Annotated in this window: 19 protein-coding genes; 4 read left to right on the forward strand and 15 right to left on the reverse strand. The window is 58.0% G+C overall.

What is annotated here, in order from left to right; translation table 11 throughout:
• On the reverse strand, nt 1–600 hold a 600-nt coding region (locus B3229_RS00885; RefSeq protein ID WP_286867810.1), incomplete at its 3' end, for an acyl-CoA dehydrogenase family protein.
• Between the two features lie 204 nt (nt 601–804).
• Here B3229_RS00885 and B3229_RS00890 point away from each other — a divergent pair.
• Nucleotides 805–1863, forward strand: a complete 1059-nt coding sequence (locus tag B3229_RS00890; protein WP_286867812.1) for an ABC transporter substrate-binding protein — start codon at nt 805–807, stop codon at nt 1861–1863.
• Nucleotides 1864–1906: 43 nt separating this feature from the next.
• On the opposite strand, the gene B3229_RS00895 is transcribed toward B3229_RS00890, so the two are convergent.
• Genes B3229_RS00895 through B3229_RS00905 form a run of 3 tightly spaced genes read right to left on the reverse strand, consistent with a single transcriptional unit; the run spans nt 1907 to nt 5044 of the window.
• Entirely contained in the window at nt 1907–2956 is a 1050-nt protein-coding gene (locus B3229_RS00895; RefSeq protein ID WP_286867813.1) for a PLP-dependent cysteine synthase family protein, read from the reverse strand.
• A gap of 23 nt (nt 2957–2979) precedes the next feature.
• A complete protein-coding gene (locus B3229_RS00900; protein ID WP_048784468.1) occupies nt 2980–3984 on the reverse strand; it encodes an ABC transporter permease in 1005 nt (334 codons plus the stop codon).
• A 10-nt stretch (nt 3985–3994) separates the two neighbouring features.
• Nucleotides 3995–5044, reverse strand: a complete 1050-nt coding sequence (locus tag B3229_RS00905) for an ABC transporter substrate-binding protein (RefSeq protein WP_082170580.1) — start codon at nt 5042–5044, stop codon at nt 3995–3997.
• A 191-nt stretch (nt 5045–5235) separates the two neighbouring features.
• Between B3229_RS00905 and B3229_RS00910 the strand changes: the two genes are divergently transcribed.
• Nucleotides 5236–6012, forward strand: a complete 777-nt coding sequence (locus B3229_RS00910) for an ABC transporter ATP-binding protein (protein ID WP_286867818.1) — start codon at nt 5236–5238, stop codon at nt 6010–6012.
• A 10-nt stretch (nt 6013–6022) separates the two neighbouring features.
• On the opposite strand, the gene B3229_RS00915 is transcribed toward B3229_RS00910, so the two are convergent.
• The 6 genes from B3229_RS00915 to B3229_RS00940 form a co-directional block, all read right to left on the reverse strand.
• Nucleotides 6023–7330 carry a type II toxin-antitoxin system HipA family toxin gene (locus B3229_RS00915; protein ID WP_286867820.1) on the reverse strand — a complete coding sequence of 436 codons (1308 nt, stop codon included), beginning with the start codon at nt 7328–7330 and terminating at the stop codon, nt 6023–6025.
• Nucleotides 7330–7566, reverse strand: a complete 237-nt coding sequence (gene hipB, locus B3229_RS00920; RefSeq protein ID WP_033748518.1) for a type II toxin-antitoxin system antitoxin HipB — start codon at nt 7564–7566, stop codon at nt 7330–7332. Before hipB ends, B3229_RS00915 begins: the two co-directional genes overlap by 1 nt.
• A 107-nt stretch (nt 7567–7673) precedes the next feature.
• Complete coding sequence (locus tag B3229_RS00925; protein ID WP_286868475.1) at nt 7674–8996, reverse strand: glycoside hydrolase family 10 protein; 1323 nt, start codon at nt 8994–8996, stop codon at nt 7674–7676.
• Nucleotides 8997–9405: 409 nt separating this feature from the next.
• A complete protein-coding gene (locus B3229_RS00930; RefSeq protein ID WP_286867822.1) occupies nt 9406–9984 on the reverse strand; it encodes a DUF4142 domain-containing protein in 579 nt (192 codons plus the stop codon).
• 217 nt (nt 9985–10201) lie between these two features.
• Nucleotides 10202–10759, reverse strand: a complete 558-nt coding sequence (locus tag B3229_RS00935) for a histidine phosphatase family protein (RefSeq protein WP_286867824.1) — start codon at nt 10757–10759, stop codon at nt 10202–10204.
• Nucleotides 10760–11034: 275 nt separating this feature from the next.
• Nucleotides 11035–11712, reverse strand: coding sequence for a nitroreductase (locus B3229_RS00940; RefSeq protein ID WP_286867825.1), 678 nt, complete (start codon nt 11710–11712; stop codon nt 11035–11037).
• A gap of 119 nt (nt 11713–11831) precedes the next feature.
• Between B3229_RS00940 and B3229_RS00945 the strand changes: the two genes are divergently transcribed.
• The gene (locus B3229_RS00945) at nt 11832–12701 is read left to right on the forward strand and encodes a LysR family transcriptional regulator (RefSeq protein WP_286867826.1); all 870 of its coding nucleotides are present in this window, start codon (nt 11832–11834) and stop codon (nt 12699–12701) included.
• A 70-nt stretch (nt 12702–12771) separates the two neighbouring features.
• On the opposite strand, the gene B3229_RS00950 is transcribed toward B3229_RS00945, so the two are convergent.
• A complete protein-coding gene (locus B3229_RS00950) occupies nt 12772–14229 on the reverse strand; it encodes an MFS transporter (protein WP_286867827.1) in 1458 nt (485 codons plus the stop codon).
• A gap of 73 nt (nt 14230–14302) precedes the next feature.
• Nucleotides 14303–15049: an SDR family NAD(P)-dependent oxidoreductase gene (locus B3229_RS00955; protein WP_286867828.1), complete on the reverse strand. Its 747-nt coding sequence runs from the start codon at nt 15047–15049 to the stop codon at nt 14303–14305.
• Between the two features lie 128 nt (nt 15050–15177).
• Here B3229_RS00955 and B3229_RS00960 point away from each other — a divergent pair, with 128 nt between their 5' ends.
• Nucleotides 15178–16038, forward strand: coding sequence for a LysR family transcriptional regulator (locus B3229_RS00960; protein WP_048784459.1), 861 nt, complete (start codon nt 15178–15180; stop codon nt 16036–16038).
• 12 nt (nt 16039–16050) lie between these two features.
• Here the strand turns inward: B3229_RS00960 and B3229_RS00965 are convergent, their stop codons facing one another.
• The 3 genes from B3229_RS00965 to B3229_RS00975 all read right to left on the reverse strand — a co-directional run bounded on the left by B3229_RS00965 (nt 16051) and on the right by B3229_RS00975 (nt 17763).
• Nucleotides 16051–16341 carry a chorismate mutase gene (locus tag B3229_RS00965; protein ID WP_286867829.1) on the reverse strand — a complete coding sequence of 97 codons (291 nt, stop codon included), beginning with the start codon at nt 16339–16341 and terminating at the stop codon, nt 16051–16053.
• 104 nt (nt 16342–16445) lie between these two features.
• Nucleotides 16446–17039 carry a DUF308 domain-containing protein gene (locus tag B3229_RS00970; RefSeq protein WP_286867830.1) on the reverse strand — a complete coding sequence of 198 codons (594 nt, stop codon included), beginning with the start codon at nt 17037–17039 and terminating at the stop codon, nt 16446–16448.
• Between the two features lie 169 nt (nt 17040–17208).
• On the reverse strand, nt 17209–17763 hold the full coding sequence (locus B3229_RS00975) for a hypothetical protein (RefSeq protein ID WP_286867832.1): 555 nt from the start codon (nt 17761–17763) through the stop codon (nt 17209–17211).
• Nucleotides 17764–17810 lie beyond the last annotated feature (47 nt).

Consider the following 17810-nt stretch of genomic DNA (forward strand, 5'->3'; position numbering starts at 1 on the left):
GCGCATGCCCAGATGATCCCACTCCGCTTCAATGCGGATGCCGGCCGCAGAAGCGGGCACCAGCCAGGCGCCGACCAGCGGATCCGCGTAGTCGCTGCGGCCCCAGACCAGAAACCAGCTCAGTCCGACGCTGCCGGTGGAGTAAATTTTTTCCCCGCTGATGCGCCAGCCGTCGGCGGCGCGTCGCGCGGTGGTGGCGGGCAGGCCGCCGCGTGCGGGCGTGCCCAGCTCCGGCTCGACGCGCAGCGCGTTAATTAGCGCGCCATCTTGCGCGATGCTCTGCGCCACCTGCCGGCGCACGTCGGCGGGCCAGCTGGCGTCGACGCCGAGCCGACGGGCGTTCAGGTACTGCATAATCAGGATAAGCGCGGTAGACGGTTCGCCCTGCGCCACCGCGGCGATCGCCGCGCGGCACGCCGCCAGATCCGCGCCGCCGCCGCCCGCTGACGCAGGCAGCGCGAAACTGAGCAGGCCGTGCTGGCGCAGCAGCGCGAAATTGGCCGTGGGAAATTCGCCGAGTCTGTCCACCTCCGCCGCGCTGCTCGCCAGCGTCTGGCTAATCACCGGCAGCAGCTCGTGGAGATATTCGCTAAGCGCCATTATCTTGCCTCAGTTATTCAGGGGGATTGTCGATTCTTTATTTTTCTCCTGGCGAAGTAAAAGCATTAAAGCGGATAACCACATGCGGAATCGGCATAATTTACAGGCTGGTTGCCCTCTCTGTTTCCCATTACTCTGCCCCTGTCGTCTTATTTCTTTGATATTTCATTTCCGGGAAAGGTTATTTCATTCGGGGGAAAGAGCATGCCAGTAAATAGCGTTTTATCTCGTCGGCAATTTTTGCATTATTCCGCCGCGGCGTTTGCCGCCAGCGCCTTTTCGCCGTCGCTCTGGGCGGATAACGCCATGTCCGGCATGTCGATGCCGCACAATCTGCTGCAGGGCGGCGCGGGCAAATGGGCGCTGGCGCAGCCGACGCCGGTGCGTCTGGCGGTCAACCTCAACGCCATCTGTCTGGCGCCGGTCGTGGTGGCGGATCAGCATCAGTTCTTTAAAGCGCACAACCTGGAGGTCGAGTTCGTTAACTTCGGCAACTCCACCGAGCTGCTGCTGGAGTCGATCGCCACCGGCAAGGCGGAAGCGGCGGTCGGCATGGCGCTGCGCTGGCTCAAGGCGCTGGAGCAGGGCTTTGACGTTAAGCTGACGGCAGGCACCCACGGCGGCTGTATGCGGCTGCTGACGCGCGACGACGGGCCGACCTCGCTGCAGGCGCTGAAAGGCAAAACCATCGGCGTCACCGATATGGCGGGGGCGGATAAAAACTTTTTCTCGCTGCTGCTCAAGCGGCACGGCGTCGATCCCAATAGTGACGTGGACTGGCGCGTTTTTCCGCAGGACTTACTGCCGATGGTGCTGCAAAAAGGGGAGATTCAGGCGGCGAGCGGCTCCGACCCGGTGATGTGGCGTCTGACGCAGCAGCCGGGCTATCGGGAGGTCGCCACCAACCTCAGCGACGACTATGCCAATCTAAGCTGCTGCGTGATCGGCACGCGCGGCAGCCTGATCCGCGATCGCCCTGAAGTGGCCGCGGCGATTACCCACGCGATTTTGCAGGCCCACGCCTATGCCGCGCAGCATCCCGAAGTCATCGCACAGGCCTTCAACAGCAAGGCGTTGAATACCAGTCCTGACGAGATCGCCAGCGTGCTGAAAACCCATACCCACGGCCACTATTCGTCAGGGGACGCCTTTGTGAAAGAGATCGATATCTACGCGCGCGATCTGAAGGCCATCAACGTGCTGCGCCCGGAAACCGATCCGCTGCTGTTCGCCAAAGGCATCACCGCGAACGTGCTGGCGTAAAAAAACGGCAGCCCGAGGCTGCCGTTTTATTCCTTCGTCTCTCTTACAGCAGCTGCTGCGAGGTCTGCACCGCCGTCGCCTCTTTCAGGCTTTCCGCGGGGTGCTCGTGGCTGAACAGCCGCGTGCTGAGGTAGTTGACCCCGCCGTCGGCCAGCAGCAGAACGATGCGCTTGCCCTGATTTTCCGGCCGCGCCGCCAGCTGCTGCGCGGCAAACAGCACCGCGCCTGACGAATCCCCGACCAGTATGCCTTCCGCCAGCGCGAACTGGCGCGCAGCCTGATACGCCTGCCAGGTTTCCACCGCGATCGCGTCGTCATAAACCTGAGGATCCAGATTCGGCGGGATCCGCTCCGGCGGCTGGCCGCTGAAGGCGTGGACGCCGGTAATCTCCAGCGGTTCCGGATGCTGCGGGCTCGGCTGCGAGCCGATGCCTGGTTCCACGGCGACCACCTGAATGGCGGGATCCTGCGCTTTCAGATAGCGCCCGATGCCGGAAAGCGTGCCGCCGGTGCCTACCGAGGCGACGAAAATATCGAGTTTGCCCTGGGTATCGCGCCAGATTTCCGGGCCGGTGGTCAGCTCATGCACGCGCGGGTTCGCCGGGTTCTGTAGCTGCTGAAGAAAATGCACGTCCGGCTCGGCTTCGGCTACCTGCGCCACCAGCCAGCGCGTGGCGGCGACAAAGTCGCCGTCGCTGGCCTCATAGTAGTCGGCGAAGCCCGGCACGGTGCTAAAGGGCACTACCTCTGCGCCGTAGGCCTGAATAATCTTGCTGCGCTCGATACTGACGAAATCGTTGATATAGACGCGAAAGCGATAGCCTTTAGCCGCCGCGATTGAGGCAACGCCGATGCCGGTGTTGCCGCTGGTGGTTTCGGCGATGATGTCACCCGGCTTGATAAGGCCGTCGCGCTCCGCCTGTTCAATCATCGCCAGCGCGATGCGATCCTTGACGCTGTGGTTAGGGTTAAAAAGCTCCAGCTTGCCGAGCAGTTCGGCGCGCACGCCGTGGCGCTCGCTAAAGCGCGACAGGCGCAGCAGCGGCGTTTGTCCAATCAGTTCAATTACGGAGTTATAGATAGATGCAGCCACAGGCGACTCCTCTTGAGAAAGCGTTACCATTTCACCGCGTTGCGCTGCCAGGCGAGCGTGCGGTCGCGAACCAGAAACAGCAGGGTGATCAGCGATGAGAAAAGCACCGCCATCACGATCAGCGCGGCATACATATTGGCGTAGGCCGCCCAGCCCTGCGCCCACTGCAAATACCAGCCCAGACCCGATTTGACGCCCATCATTTCCGCTGCCACCAGCACCGAAAAAGAGGCGCCTAACCCCATAAACAGCCCGACGAACAGATGCGGCAGCGAGGCGGGAACTGCGACGCGCAGCACCAGAAACAGTGACTTCGCGCCCAAGGTGCGCGCCACGTCGTAATAGCGGCTATCGACGCTGGCGACGCCCGACCAGGTGAGCACCGTGACCGGGAACCAGGTCGCCAGCGCAATCAGGAACACGGCGGCGGCGAAGCTGGAGGGGAAAAAGTAGAGCGACAAGGGCAGCAGCGCCGTCGAAGGCACCGGGCCGAGAAAGCGCAGGATCGGATGCACCCAGTAGCCCAGCCCGCGCGACCAGCCGATGGCGACGCCGGTGACGAAGCCGACAACGCTGCCGTAGAGAAAGCCGAACGCCAGCAGGCGCAGCGAGTTGAGCACGCTGTCGAGCAGGCGCGGCCAGTCGGTGGCGTAGGCCTCGATCAGCGCGCGCGGCGGGGCGAAGAAGGGCGCGGGCAGCAGCGCCAGCTTGGCGGTGACGTATTCCCACAGGCCAATCAGCAGCGCCAGCGCAATCAGCCAGCGGCCGCTGCGCTTCAGCGGCTGCCAGGCCTTCAGCGTGGGCGCGGCGCTGGAGCCGAGCACCAGCGCGCTGAGCAGCGTCGCCAGCGCGATAAACAGTTCATGCGTCTCGTTGACGAAGCGCGGCGCCGCGAAGCCCTGCGGCTTATCCGGCAGCGCGACCATCAGCGCCACCAGCGCCCACCACGCAAGCAGCGCGCCCCACAGCGCCGGTTCGAGGCGCCGCGACTCGGCGCGGCGGCGCAACGTCAGAATATCTGTGGCCATGCTGCTCTCCCTAACTCATCTTCATATGGTGATGCTGGCCGTTATCCGGCAGCAGATCGGGCACATAGTGATCGGCAAACTGCTGCGCGTCGGTGTCCGGGCGGATCACGTTGATTTTTTTCAGCTCGTTGACGTAGGTCGCCACTTCGCCGCGCAGCTGCGCCCCGGTGGAGTGGTGGCTGTGGGTATGCTCTTTCAGCATCGCGGCGATGGACTCAACCGGCACCGAGCCGGGCACGAATGGCTGAAAGATCTTCGCCGTCTCGTCCGGATGGTCGGCGGTCCACTGCTGCGCGTCGACGATCGCCTGGGTGATCGCCTGCGCGGTTTTGGGATCGTCGCGCACCAGCGAGCCGCGCAGTCCCAGCACGCAGCAGGTAAGATGGGCATATTCGCCGTTCAGGTTGTTGTCTACTTCTACCAGTCCGTGCTGCTGCTTGAGCAGCCAGCCCTGCGGATCGTCGGTTGCCAGCGCCTGCACTTCGCCTTTACGCAGCGCCTCGCCGAAGAGATCGGCGGGATACTGCAGCCAGTTCACCGCTTTATCGGGATCGATGCCCTGTTTCGCCAGCTGAATCGCAAAGAAGTTGCGGATTGGGCTCGCCTGGTCGGTCACCGCCACCGATTTGCCCACCAGATCTTTTACGCTGCGGATGTTGCTGTTTTCCGGCGTCAGCAGACGCATGCAGCCGCCGTGGGTGCCGACGGTGAGATCGACGTCGAATCCCTGCTCCAGCGGCTTGAGCCAGCGCAGCGCCATGCCGATGCCGCCATCCGCCTGACCGGTGGCGATTGCCTGCAGCAGCGCGTCGGTCGGGCCGCTGAAGTTTACCGGCTCGACGTTGAGGCCATATTTTTTAAAGAATCCCTGCTTCAGCGCCACCGAGATGGGCGACTGGCAGACCGCGGTTTGTCCCCAGGCGAGTTTGATGGTTTTCAGCGGCGGATCCTCCGCCAGCACGGAACCGGTGAATACCGGACTTAAGCCGATTCCCGCACCCAGCGTGGCGAGGCCGCGCAGTACGGTGCGTCGGCTCAGCGAGAGTGAATGTAATGCCATAGCGCCTGTCCCTTTTAGTGAATTACCTGGAAACTAACGCATGCGCCAGACGTCACCAAATAACAATCCCGCATGTGCTCATGCGATATTTCATTATGAAAATCGGGCAAACCTATTACCGCTATCGGCATATTTCATTCGCGAGGCGCGTGCTATTTATGAGCTATTAAGCGGACTTCGGAGAATATGTTATGACGACGCAAGCGGCAGGCGTAAATATCGATATTGAAAATGTCAGCCACCATTTTACGCTGGAAGGCAGCGATTTGCCGGTGCTGGAAAATATCAGCCTGCAGGTGCGGCCCGGGGAATTTGTGGCGCTGCTCGGGCCGTCCGGCTGCGGCAAATCGACGCTGCTGCGCCTGCTGGCCGGGCTTGAGCAGCCCGTCAGCGGCGTGCTGGCGGAAGAGGGGCGCGCCATCACCGCGCCGCATCCGTCGCGCGTGGTGGTGTTTCAGGATCCGACGCTCTATCCGTGGCGTACGGTGTACGACAACGTCGGGCTGGGGCTGCAGATCCGCGGCGAGAGCAAACAGGCGGCGCAGACCCGCATCGACGCTATGCTGCGTCGCGTCGGGCTGCAAGAGTTCGCGCGTGCCTGGCCGCATCAGCTCTCCGGCGGCATGGCGCAGCGCGCCGCGCTGGCGCGGGCGCTGGTCAACCATCCGCGCCTGCTGATCCTCGACGAGCCGCTCGGCAAGCTCGACTCGCTGACGCGCCTGCGTATGCAGCAGGAGATTGTCGATCTCTGGCAGGAGCAGAACTTCACCACGCTGATGGTGACGCACGATGTGGAGGAGGCGCTGGTGATGGCGAATCGCGTGGTGGTCTTTAGCTCGCGTCCGGCGCGGGTGCTGGACGTGATCGAAGTCGAGCAGGCCTATCCGCGCCGCCGCGACGATCCGGCGCTGGTGGCGCTGCGCAGCCGGGTGCTGGCGCTGCTGGGCGCGGAGCAGGCCGCCGCCTGACAAATGCCGCTTATTTCGTCAGGCGCGCCGCCATTTTCAGCGCGTTGTCAAAAATGGCGTCGGCGATCGCCGGCGGAATAGCCGCAGGCAGTTGCGCCCTGACGCGCGCCACGGCGGCGGGCAGCGCCTCGGCGAAAAAGGCGAGGATCTGCGCCATCCGTTCCCTGGAGAAGCGCACGCTTTCTGCCGTGGCGAGGAAATGGCGCGGAAAGATTTTATCGATTTCGCTTTTTTTGCCTTTCGATGCGGTCAGCCCCATCGCCAGCTTCAGCTCGCGGATATTGAGACCCGCGCCGCCCAGCACCGGATAAGCGGAAAGAATGTCGTAGAAAGGCGTCAGCCGGTAGCTGCCGCCGCGCTCGATATAGAGGGAAAAGTTTTTCGCATGTCCATCTGTGGCACCGATCAGCCACTGGAACACCTGAAACTTCATAAACTCGTCGCGATCCTCAAGCGCATTGCTGGATCCCATCAGCAGCGACATAATCGCCGCGATGCCTGGGCCGCCGTCAGACTCATATTTGGTTGCGGAGGCCAGGCCGAGGCTCTGGCAGATATCCTCCTGCGGCAGACGCAGCAGCCGGGTGCCGTCGGCGCTCCAGCGGCGATCGAATCGTCTGACCGCCAGCGCGCGCAGTCTGCCTGCCGTGATAATGCTGGCGTCGGGCACGCGGAAGCCCAGCTCGCGCGCCAGCGACAGGCAGACATACTCATTTTCCACGCTGTCGCGCATATCGAGGGTGGCGAAGGGCTGTTTAATTTCGCCGATCGGCAGCTTAATGATATGCGAGGTCGGCGTCGGGCCGTGGGGGATCGCCCAGCCGTCGGTGGTATGCAGCAGCGCGGTTTTCTCCTGCGCGCCCGCCACGGAGATGCGGAAGTCGCGCTCTTCCGGGATCATGCCCAGCGGAATATCGCTCTGGTAGGCCGAGAGGATTTTTTCCAGCCGCGCAGCGTCGAGCGTTTCATAACGCACCGCAAGATCGGGCGCGGCGGCCTCTTCGGGCAGCAGCATCACCGCGCCGACGCTGTCGCGGCCCACTTCCCGCAGCAGATCAAACGGCTGCATCGATTTCGCCCGATAGCGGTTGAGGATGCGCTCCCTGACGCGCGGATTGTCCGGCAGCAGGTTGTCGAAAAAGTTAATCACGCTGACCGAGGCGATAGCGGGGTACTGCAGCGGCAGCGAGAGCGACAGCGGCCGCGCCAGCGGATTGCTCAGCCAGCTCGGCTCATACTGAAAAAGATGCGCGCCGTTTTTTTGTCGCGTCAGGGTGCCAACGCGCTCGCCGTTCATCCAGGCGATAAGCCGATCCATTACCAGTCAAGCTCCTTGCCGTTCTGCGCTGATTTGCCCTGAATTACCAGCTCCTGCTCCAGCGACTGCAGGATCTTAAACAGCGTCGTCAGCGTGGTTTTGTCAGGATTGTTTTCAAAGTTCGACACCGTGGCCTGCTTGATGCCGACCCGGCGCGCCAGATCGCTCTGCGTCCAGCCGCGCTTCTGCCGTTCAAGCCGGATCAGCTGGGCCAGCTGTTTGGGGCTGTATATCATCGCCGCTCCTGATAAAAGGCGGGGATGCAGCTATCCCCGCCTGGGGGTAAACCAGAAAATATACCCACTAAAGGATAAAGTAAAGCGTATCCTTAGCTGGGGATAAATCAGCCGCCCCAGCGCTGCTGCAGATAGCGAACGGCGGGCTGCGTCTGCGGCTGATTAAGGTAGTTTTCCCGGAACAGAATGGTGCCGTCGATGCCCGGCGTGCTTTCGTTCAGATCGAGCTGCTTCTTCAGCTCCGGCACGCCGCCTTCTACCGTCCAGTCCGGCTCGGTACGCGACGGCTCGCCGACTTTATAGAGCGCGACGCCGATATAAAGGCGCGTATGGGTCGGCTTCACCACCTGCGCCCACCAGTGCGCCAGCACGTCGTAGCGCGCCGCCTGTCGCGCGAAGGGCCAGTAGAGCTGCGGCGCGATATAGTCCAGCAGCCCCTGCTGCACCCAGCGTCGGGTATCGGCAAAGGCTTCGTCGTAGGCGGCCGCGCCGCGCGTGTCAGAGCCCGCCGCATCGTGCGACAGATTACGCCAGACGCCCGCCGGACTGACGCCGAATTCGACCTGCGGTTTAATCTGCTTGATGGTGCGCGACACCTGCTCAATCAGCAGCTGGGTGTTGTGCCGCCGCCAGTCCGCTTTCGAGGCGAATCCCTGGCCGTATGTACGCCAGGTCTGCGCATCGTTTAGCGGCGAGTCCGCCGTTTCCGCATAAAAATAATCGTCGAACTGCACGCCGTCGACGGGATAGCGTCTGACCACTTCCGCTACGATGCTGGTGATCCAGTCACGCGCGTCCGGGATGCCGGGATCCAGCACCAGCCGATCGCCTGCGGTGCGGATCCAGTCGCGGTGCAGCACGTAGACGCTGGCGGGATGCAGCGACAGGGTGCGGTTAAGCGCCGCGAGGGTGGCGGGTTTAGTATTAACGGCCACCCGGTAGGGATTGAACCAGGCGTGCACTTTCATGCCGCGCTTGTGCGCCTCATCCAGCATAAACATCAGCGGATCGTAGCCGGGATCGGCGCCGATAGTGCCGGTCAGCATATCGGACCAGGGTAGAATATCGGAGCGCCAGAGCGCGGTGCCGTCCGGTTTGACCTGAAAAAAGACCGTGTTGATGCCGAGGCTTTTCAGCCTGTCGAGTTTGGCCGTCAGCGCCTGCTGCTGTAGCTGAATGCGCTGCGTCGCGCTGCTGACGTTGACCGAATTGACCGGCGGCCAGTCGAGACGAGAAACGGTGGCCAGCCAGACGCCACGTACCGGCTGCTGCGCGGCTGCCGGCGTGGTTTTTTGCGGCTGCGGTTGCGCGGCGGGAAAGGGCGTGACCAGCGATTTGGGCGGCTCGGAGGCGCAGCCAGCCAGCAGCAGCGCGACGGCGATTAGCAGTTTTTTGCGCGCCGCGCAGAAGGAGACGGTGGAATAACTAATGGTAAACTCCCTTTCATATCGCTAACTATCCGGAGAGCATCATTCTCTGGTTATCACGGCGTAAGTCAACCGCTTATCGGAATGCGTTGCCTTGAGGAAAAAGGGGAACAGCAACCTGCAGAGGAGCGGATAAGAGGGGAAGGTTGCATACGAGGTGAAGGATGTCTGTTCTGTGTCAGACGCGGTGCTTCGTCTTCTTTGCGTTATCAAGCCTGCAAAGGCCGCTGTGGGCGCGTACTGGCGATCAACACCAGGAGTGAGTGTCAGCTTACGAGGGCATACAGGCAAACATCAATCGGCACCTTAATAGAGGGGCCGTCCCGCTTCCTCAACGCTGATACTCGCGATCTGTTTTCCTGCAACCCTTTCGACCCGGGTCACAGGACATTGTTACTACCGAGCAAGCTGTTTACTTGCCTGCCTGCGTCATCTGCTGGGCGGCCTTCAGATGCTCTTCTACCACCGGCGTGTGCGCGTCAGCCAGGGTCTTCACATCGGGATTCTTAATCTTTTTGGCGTCACTCTGCAGTTTTGACAGCACCATCTTGTGGTCCATGGTGCCGGCATTGGTCATATACATCTTGTCAAAGGCGGCGCCGCTCTCTTTTTCCAGTTTCGCTGCCATGGTTTTGTGTTTGGCGTCCGGCTCCGTCGGCAGCGTCACGCCTTTTTGCTCGGCGACCGTCTGGACTTTGGTCAAGGCAGCACCGTGATCGTCGACCATCTTCTGCGCGTAGGCTTTCACTTCGCTACTTTGCGCTTTGCTCAGCGCAATTTTGGCGGCGGCGACTTCATTGATATTGGCCTGCGCCATATCCTTCAGCGCTTTTTCGTCGCCAGCGCTGAGCTTGCCGCCTGATGCGGTCTGGCCTGCGGCGCCGTTCTGCGCGGGGCTGGTTGGCGTCTGGGCATACACGCCAGCCGTGCTAAACATTGCGACTACTGCCGATGCGGTCAGCAGTGATTTCAGGGTTTTATTCTTTTGCATGTTGTTCTCCAGATGCTTATAGGGTGGCTGGCGTCAGGCTATTAACCCTGAGCAGCCTTGTAGAGAAATCAGAAGTGCATTGGTCAGTATAGTGGATTAATCATTTGAGGCAGCAGGGAGCAGGGAAGTGAGAGGTTGAGGAGCGCGACCCAGAGTTAATTGCTGTGATCAATCTTTCAATGTCTGGAGACGCCGGATATGCACTCAATATATTTACTTACTGAAGCCTGTAGATACTCGCGTTCCAGTAACCACTCCCCTGAGAACAATATTCTTTGAAACCCAGCGACCTCAGCTCTCTTGCAATTAGCCGATTCATCACTTCGTGTCCCATAAGAAGCACAGGGCCGTCGGATGCTTTTGCAAACGCCAGAAGAATATCCGCAGCCTGAATAGCGCGTTTCTTTGCTACTCCCACGCGTTCCACATTACGGGATATGCCGCATAACCACATGACGCGGAAAAAAGCAGCCCACACGGTGGGGGATAACCTGAAACCGGGCATGTGAAATACCGGCAGACCTGCTTCCCTGAAAGCCTCATCAATCACGTCCGGTTCATGCCCTAATGCTTTCAGAGAAGAAAGTGCTCTGGGAAGAGGACTACTTATGATTCGCGATGCGCTGAATGCTAAAGATTTACTGGACTCAGGCGGTAAATCTTCTCCTGTATCAGAAAGATCATATTCTGCAATCCAGTTGGACATTTCACGGCTGGTTACTTTCGCAGATCCTGTAAAAGCAGGCTTTCCATGACGCATTAAAATAATTTCCATACAGAGCTTCTTGTTTGTGATATTTTTCAGGTAGATAGACTAACGCGATAAAGACAGGATGCACCACTACCATATTCAGGGTTGACAATGATTGCTGAGATGATATGTCAGGTGAGAATCAATGTGTGAATAAGTAAATACGTTAATAGAGTCTTCACACTTCTCACCGTTTTGACGTCCGCTTTTCGCCCAAAGCGGACATTCGCTTATAGCTACACCTCAGTCCTGTCTCTCCATACAGAAATCCACTCTGTAAAGCTTATCAAACGCCTCACTCACCGATGAAAAGTGACGCTTTCGCCGAGAGGCGCTTTATTAATTCTGTACTGATTTGCAGGATGATCTCTGTCCGGATAGCCCAGCGAGATACCGAACAGTAACTTCAGCGACGGATCGATGCCCAGCTCTTTACGGATGGTTTCAGCATAAAAGCCCAGCATGGTCTGCGGAATGCCGCCTAAACCGTGAGCAGTAAGAGAGAGCAGAAGCGTCTGCGCATACATGCCTATGTCGCCAGCGACACGAACGTTATCGCCTACTTCCGGCATAAAAAGCAGCGCTACATGGGGTGCGCCAAAGAATTCGAGGTTTCGACGCGAGGCATCGCGACGCTGATTGAAGTCCTCACGTTTAACGCCAATAGCCTGATAATAAGCCGCCCCCTGCGCTTTAGATCGTTCATGGTAGACGCCATGAAAATCACGGGTGTCAAAACTGAAGTCTGGCGTTAACTCTCCTGCGTCATCCGCCGCGAGAATGGCGTTGCTCAGCGCATCCCGTTTTGAGCCTGAGACAATATGCGTTTGCCAGGGCTGAGTATTGCAGTTAGAAGGTGAGCGCTGCGCATCCTCTAACACCGAGCGGAGAATCTCTTCCGGAACCGGATGAGGAAGAAAATGGCGGACAGAATGGCGCTCACGCACCACATCTTTAAAAAGCATTAATGCAGACATAGGGTGTCTCCTTAAAAGTGCTAATCCTGGAAAAATCACACAGGCAAAATTTTACGTCTGGAAAAGTGGAATGGAATCGCCAAAAATAGATACTTGTTTTCCATATATGGAAAGTAAATATGGATTTTAACGCGACGAAATTGTTTATTGCGGTGGTGAGTGCTGGCAGCTTCTCTGCGGCGAGCGAAAGAACAGGCGTGCCCATCTCCACGCTAAGTCGAAAAATCAATGAGCTTGAGCAGGCATTAAAGGTGCAGCTGCTGGAGCGTTCACGGCAGGGGGTTAAACCCACGTATAAAGGGCAACAGTTCTTTGAACAGGCCCGACTGGGCGTTGAGCTGCTGGAAGATGCGCAAAAGTGCGTAACCTCGGTCCACAGGCTTCAGGGCAAACTGCGTCTCTCCGTCCCGCCTGATTTCACGCTATGGTGGGATCTCATCATCGAATTCCAGCAGCGTTATCCTGATATCACCGTATTTTGTCACGCCAGCGAAAGGTTGGTGGACTTGTTTGAGGATGGCGTCGACGTCGCGCTCAGAATGGGCAACCTGAATACGGATGATGTCATTGCAAAACCACTGATGACCATGGAAACGTTGTTTGTCGCCAGTCCCGAATTATTAGCACGTTACGGTACCCCCAAAACGCTGGCTGAAATGGCCCGTCTGCCAGTTGCCGCCTGGGAGAGCCTGAGTCATGGCTTTTTTGAATGGGAATCTGGTAGCGAAAAAGTGAAATATGAGCCGGTATTCTCTACTAATAATTCACAGGGCTTAATGCATTACGCGCTGAGCGGCAAGGGCATTGCTCAGCTGCTGGATTTTTCAGCCAGACCCTGGCTGGAGAAGGGGGAACTGGTGCAGCTTTTACCTGGTATAGCCACGCAGAAGCTTCCGCTACATCTTGTCTACGTCCGCCATAAACATCCTTCCGCGCTGGTGCGCGCCTATCTGGAGTTTTGCATAGAGTGGGTGGAAAAGCTCAGGTAGACCGATGACACCCCCTCTGCTGGCTGGCGAATCAAACGGGAATTCGCTCAGCCAGCTAACGCTTATTCTCTTACTTGAGGCGAAAGCGGGGCCGGGCGGCAGAGGGCGCAGAGGCGCGTCGAATTAGCCGGATACTCAGCCCTGCGCCCGTCGCGAGGCAGACGGCCATTGCCAGAAGAGCGACGATAAAGGCATGGGCGATATCCGCTCCGCTATTGCTGGTGCCCAATAGGCTGTAAAAAATGCCGCCGATCACGGCGACGCTCAGCGCCGTGCTGATCTGTAGCGCCGAGCTGGTTACGCCGGCAATCATACCTGAAAACGCTGGCGCAACCTGACCTGTCACCATCCGCACCAGCGTTGGCATCGCCAGCCCCTGGCCCAGACCGGTGGCAAAAAGGAGTAGCGCGAGCGGCAGCATGGCAGGAGGCGTGCCCGTCAGCGTATGGGCGATCAACCATGCCAGGCCCGCTAATCCTGAGGTCTCGAATCCCATCCCGATGGCGCTAAGGTAATTCCCGACAAAACGCCTCAGGTACGGCGTCAGTAATGGACCAATCAGAAAGCCGAGGCCAAAGGGCAGAAAAAGCGTACCCGCGGTCAGGGCGTTTAAGTGCAGCGCGCCCTGCAGATAAACAGAAAACAGCAGAAAGAACGCGCCGATAGAGTAAAACAGCAGCACGATCGCCAGTCCCTGGCCCAGACCAGGCGCGCGTAACACGGCGGGATCAAGCAGCGGCGAACCGCCATTCTGGCTAAGGCGCCGTTCATAACGCCATAACCACGCAGCCAGCAGCGGGAAAGCAATGAATAACAGCCAGGTCCACCAGGGCCATCCCGCCTCACGGCCTTCAATCAACGGCACAATCAGCGCGCTCAGCGTCAGGGTTGCCAGCAGCATACCGACGGGGTCGAGCCGCTGTGCCGATGGCGCCCGCGTTTCTTTAAGCAACGGCAGGCCAAAAAGCATGACCAGCAGCGCCACCGGCAGGTTAACGAGGAAAATTGCTCGCCACCCCAGGTGAAACAGGTCCGCTGAAATCAGGATGCCGCCCAACACCTGTCCGATTACGGAGGCCAGACCAAAGACGGCGCCATAAATACTCAGCGCTAAGGGCTTCTCCGCCTCCGGGAAAATGGCCTGCACGGACGCCAGCGCCTGGGGCGCCATAATGGCGGCTGTCGCGCCCTGCAATATGCGTCCGGTAATCAGCACCCACGGCGACCAGGCTAAGCCGCACAGCAGCGATGCGGCGGCAAAACCGATAAACCCCAGGAAAAACATCTTTCCTCGACCGTAAATATCGCCCAGGCGGCCGCCGGTAATGAGCGTTACCGCATATACGGCCGCATAGGAGGAAATGACCAGCTGTTCAGCCGAGGAAGAGGTGCCCAGGTTGCTCTGAATAGCAGGCAGCGCCACGTTAACGATAAAAAAATCGAGCGGCGGCAAAAAGGCTCCGACCAGCAGAATGATAAACATCGCCCAGCGACGCGGCTCGGCTTGCGTGAGGCTATGTGCCGACATAGAACACTCCTTTGGAACGGTCCCGGTAAGGGAGGTAGGGTGATGGCAGAATAGGGCGTTACGCCGTCAGGGCTCAGCGCATACCGCCGGAGGACAGGATCACCTCGCCGGTGATCCACCGCGCCTCGTCCGATGCGAGAAAAGAGACGATCGGCGCAACATCCTGCACCTGGCCAATGCGGCCGAGCGGCGTCTGCTCTTCATTCCACGTCTGAAAGTCCGAGTTCATCGCGCCGACGCTATGGCTGCCTTCCGTTTCAATCAGGCCAGGGTTTACCGCGTTGACGCGGATGCCGCGTGGACCAAGTTCCTTAGAAAGAACGCCGGTGATGGCGTCGATAGCGCCTTTGGCGCCGCTGTAGATGGCGCTCTCGGCAATAAAAACGCGGGTGACGAAGGAACTGATGTTAATGATGCTGCTGCCATTGCCGAGGTGCGGCGCGGCGGCGGCGGTCACTAACAGCGGTCCCAGAACATTGATGTCGAACTGTCTTCGATAGAGCGCCTCGGTGCTCTCTTCAATGCTGGCGAACTGATAAATGCCAGCGTTGTTCACCACAATGTCCAGGCGGCCGAAATGGTCGATGGCTGCGTTGACCAGCGTCTGGACCGCTGTCTGGCGGGTGACATCCGCCGCTACCGCCACGGCCCGTCCACCGGCGGCTTCAATATCGGCCACGACCTTATTGGCCCCGATTCTGTCTGAGGCGTAATTGACGATGACCTGCGCACCGTCAGCCGCGAGCTGACGGGCAATCGCTGCTCCGATACCTTTGGAGCCACCGGTAACAAGGGCAACTTTATCTTTTAATTTGTGCATGTTTTCAGCTTCCTGACAGGCCGCATAGGGCTATTGAGTGATGGAAGCTATGGTGATACCTACAAACTTGTTTGAGAACTGACAATTTTGTATATTCAACGTTCATTTTTGAACGGCGAGGCGGCGGCATGGAGTGGGGTGACGTTCAGGTATTTCTTGCAGTGATGCGCAACGGTTCTTTCGGCAAAGCGGCCCAGAGTCTGGGCGTGAGCCACCCAACGATCGGACGCCGCATAAAGGCGCTTGAGGATGAGGCGCAGCAGGCGCTATTTCGTCGGACAAAGGAGGGGCTGGTCCTCACTGACGCCGGTGACGGCGTGATGAAGCTGGCGGAAGCGATGGAGAACTCCGCGCTGGCGCTGGAACGTCGCCTGGCCGGGAATCATGACCGACTTGAAGGAATATTGCGCATATCGTCAGCAGAGTGGTTTGCTAACTATGTTCTGGCGCCGGTTCTCGGCGAACTGACGCGTCGTCATCCGGCGATTGTGCCGGAAGTCATCGCAAGTTTCCGCCTGCTCAATCTGTCGCGCCGCGACGCCGACATCGCGTTCCGCATCGTACCCTTTACCGATCCCGATATTGTCCAGCGTCGCCTGATGAGTATGCCGTACGCTCTCTATGGCACGCCTGAAAATGCGCAAAAAATGGTCGTCGATCCCGCGTCGGTGGGGCTAATCCTGATGAACACCGAGCAATCGCACTTTCCCGATGTCGCCTGGCTTCTCGAGCGTTTTCCACAGTCAAGACCCGCCTTTAAAAGCACCAGCCGGGCGATTCAGGCGCAAATGTGCCGGTGCGGCATGGGCGTTGCCGTATTGCCGCAACCTCTGGGCGATGCCACTCCCGGACTGCAGCGTATTGCCACTCCCGATCTGCCGCCATCAAGGGATATCTGGGTAGGCTACCATCAAGACCTCCGGCATATGGATCGCCTGCGCGCCATGCTCGATATCGCCGACAGTATGCTGGCTTTTAAAGAAAGTTAATTTGCTACAGCGTTACGCTTTTAATTTTTCATGCCTGCGTACGACCTCGTCAATAATTTTACGCATCACTTCTTCCATAAAAGTCACATCGAGACCTGAACTTTCCGCGAGCGCTTTCAATCTGGCTAGCTGCACCGCTTCCCTGTTTTTATCGCTTTCCGGCATATTATGCGCTGCCTTAAGCTCGCCGACTTTATGCGTGCACCGAAATCGCTCTGCCAGAATATAAATGAGTGCGGCATCAAGATTATCGATCGTTTGTCGATGCGATAATAGCGCTGCCTGATAATTATCAGTAGACATATATTTATCTCTCGCCATAAGTTTGAATAAAGGAAAGGGCGAACGCCTCGCTTGTTCACTCAGCAAAGAGGGTCAGGCGTATTTTTAGACAGGACTATTCCCCGTTAATCCACTTGTCGTTTGGCAATGATTTTACTTTTGCGGCTGTTTTTTATCGTCAGGGTGACGGCTGAGATCAGGAAATAGAAGACGCCGAAAGCCGCATAGGGTGCAACAGTCGTGACATCTAAAAGCTGGTCACTGCTGGCCTGCTTAAACATAAATATGCCCGCTAATGCAGATTGCGCGCCGCTTAAAATCATTGCCCACTGCCCGTTAGAGGTTTTCCAGCGACGGAGGGAAGCGGAAAGCTGCAGCACGCCAGAAAATATTGCCCATAAACCAAAGACTTTGATGGTGGCGTTTATACTTATGGAGAGCGCCCAGACAATAGCCAGTGCGACAATCATACTGACAATAAGGTTGAATTTCTGCGGCGGGTTTACCGCTAAACCTCCTGATTTTTGAGCATCGATATAATTAGCGAGTGCGTCCCAGGCAGGATAGAGAACCAGCAGAACGGCACCGATAACGGAATTCTCTTTCCCGAGAAGTACCGCAAGCGTAATCCAGATAACAGATACCGCAGCGCGCATATAATAGTAAGACTGAAGCCAATGGTTTTGCGAGTGATCGGATGTTAATTCTTTGCTTTGCATAATGATTCTCCAGATAGACAGGGGCTGTTACAGACAAAATAAACGTTGTTTGGTGCATAAAAGAATGACGAAATTAATCCTCTTCATTAAGGCTATGACCAGTCTGGCGACGACCTGAGCGGCCTAAAAGACGAACTCTGCGTATGCGCAAGGAATGGCCGTTAGAAAATCACACAGGCAACCGGACAAACTCGGGCGATACCCAAATAAACAGGTAGGCAAGCGGCAGCATCGCCATGGCAGGAAAATGCGGCTGAGCCGCAACCTGAATGCCTGCAACAGGCGTATTACACGCCAGGTTCAGTGCATCTGAATCATTGATGCGGCCAGGACATGCGTGAGAATGGGTATTTTGAATATGCGCAGAAGAATGTATTTCACAGGCTTCACTATCAGAGTGATTATCCCGACGACACTCTGCCAACGCTCTCTTGTGGGTCGTTGCTGAGTGACACTCGGCAGTTCTGGGAGGTAAGAGCATTTTTCTACTGGCAAGCAGCTGTGCAAGCAGGGTATCGGTGTCTAACCGATGCGATGAGATATTTTCTGACTGTTTTAGCTGCAAAGTTTCAATATTTAACGCATGGCGTTGTGAAGCTTTCACCTGGTTCTGCAAGAGGGTCTGGAAGCCAGATGCAACAGAATCGGGAGAGCGGTTTTTTATGCTGTCAACGTTCGACAATATTAAATTTACCGCTGCAGGCAGAGCACCAATACTGGTCATAAATAACTTCCCCATAATGGCAAGCGCGTATAAGCATAATTTCACCA

The organism is Pantoea sp. UBA5035 (assembly GCF_002415245.1).
In the GTDB taxonomy this organism is placed as follows: domain Bacteria; phylum Pseudomonadota; class Gammaproteobacteria; order Enterobacterales; family Enterobacteriaceae; genus Pantoea; species Pantoea septica.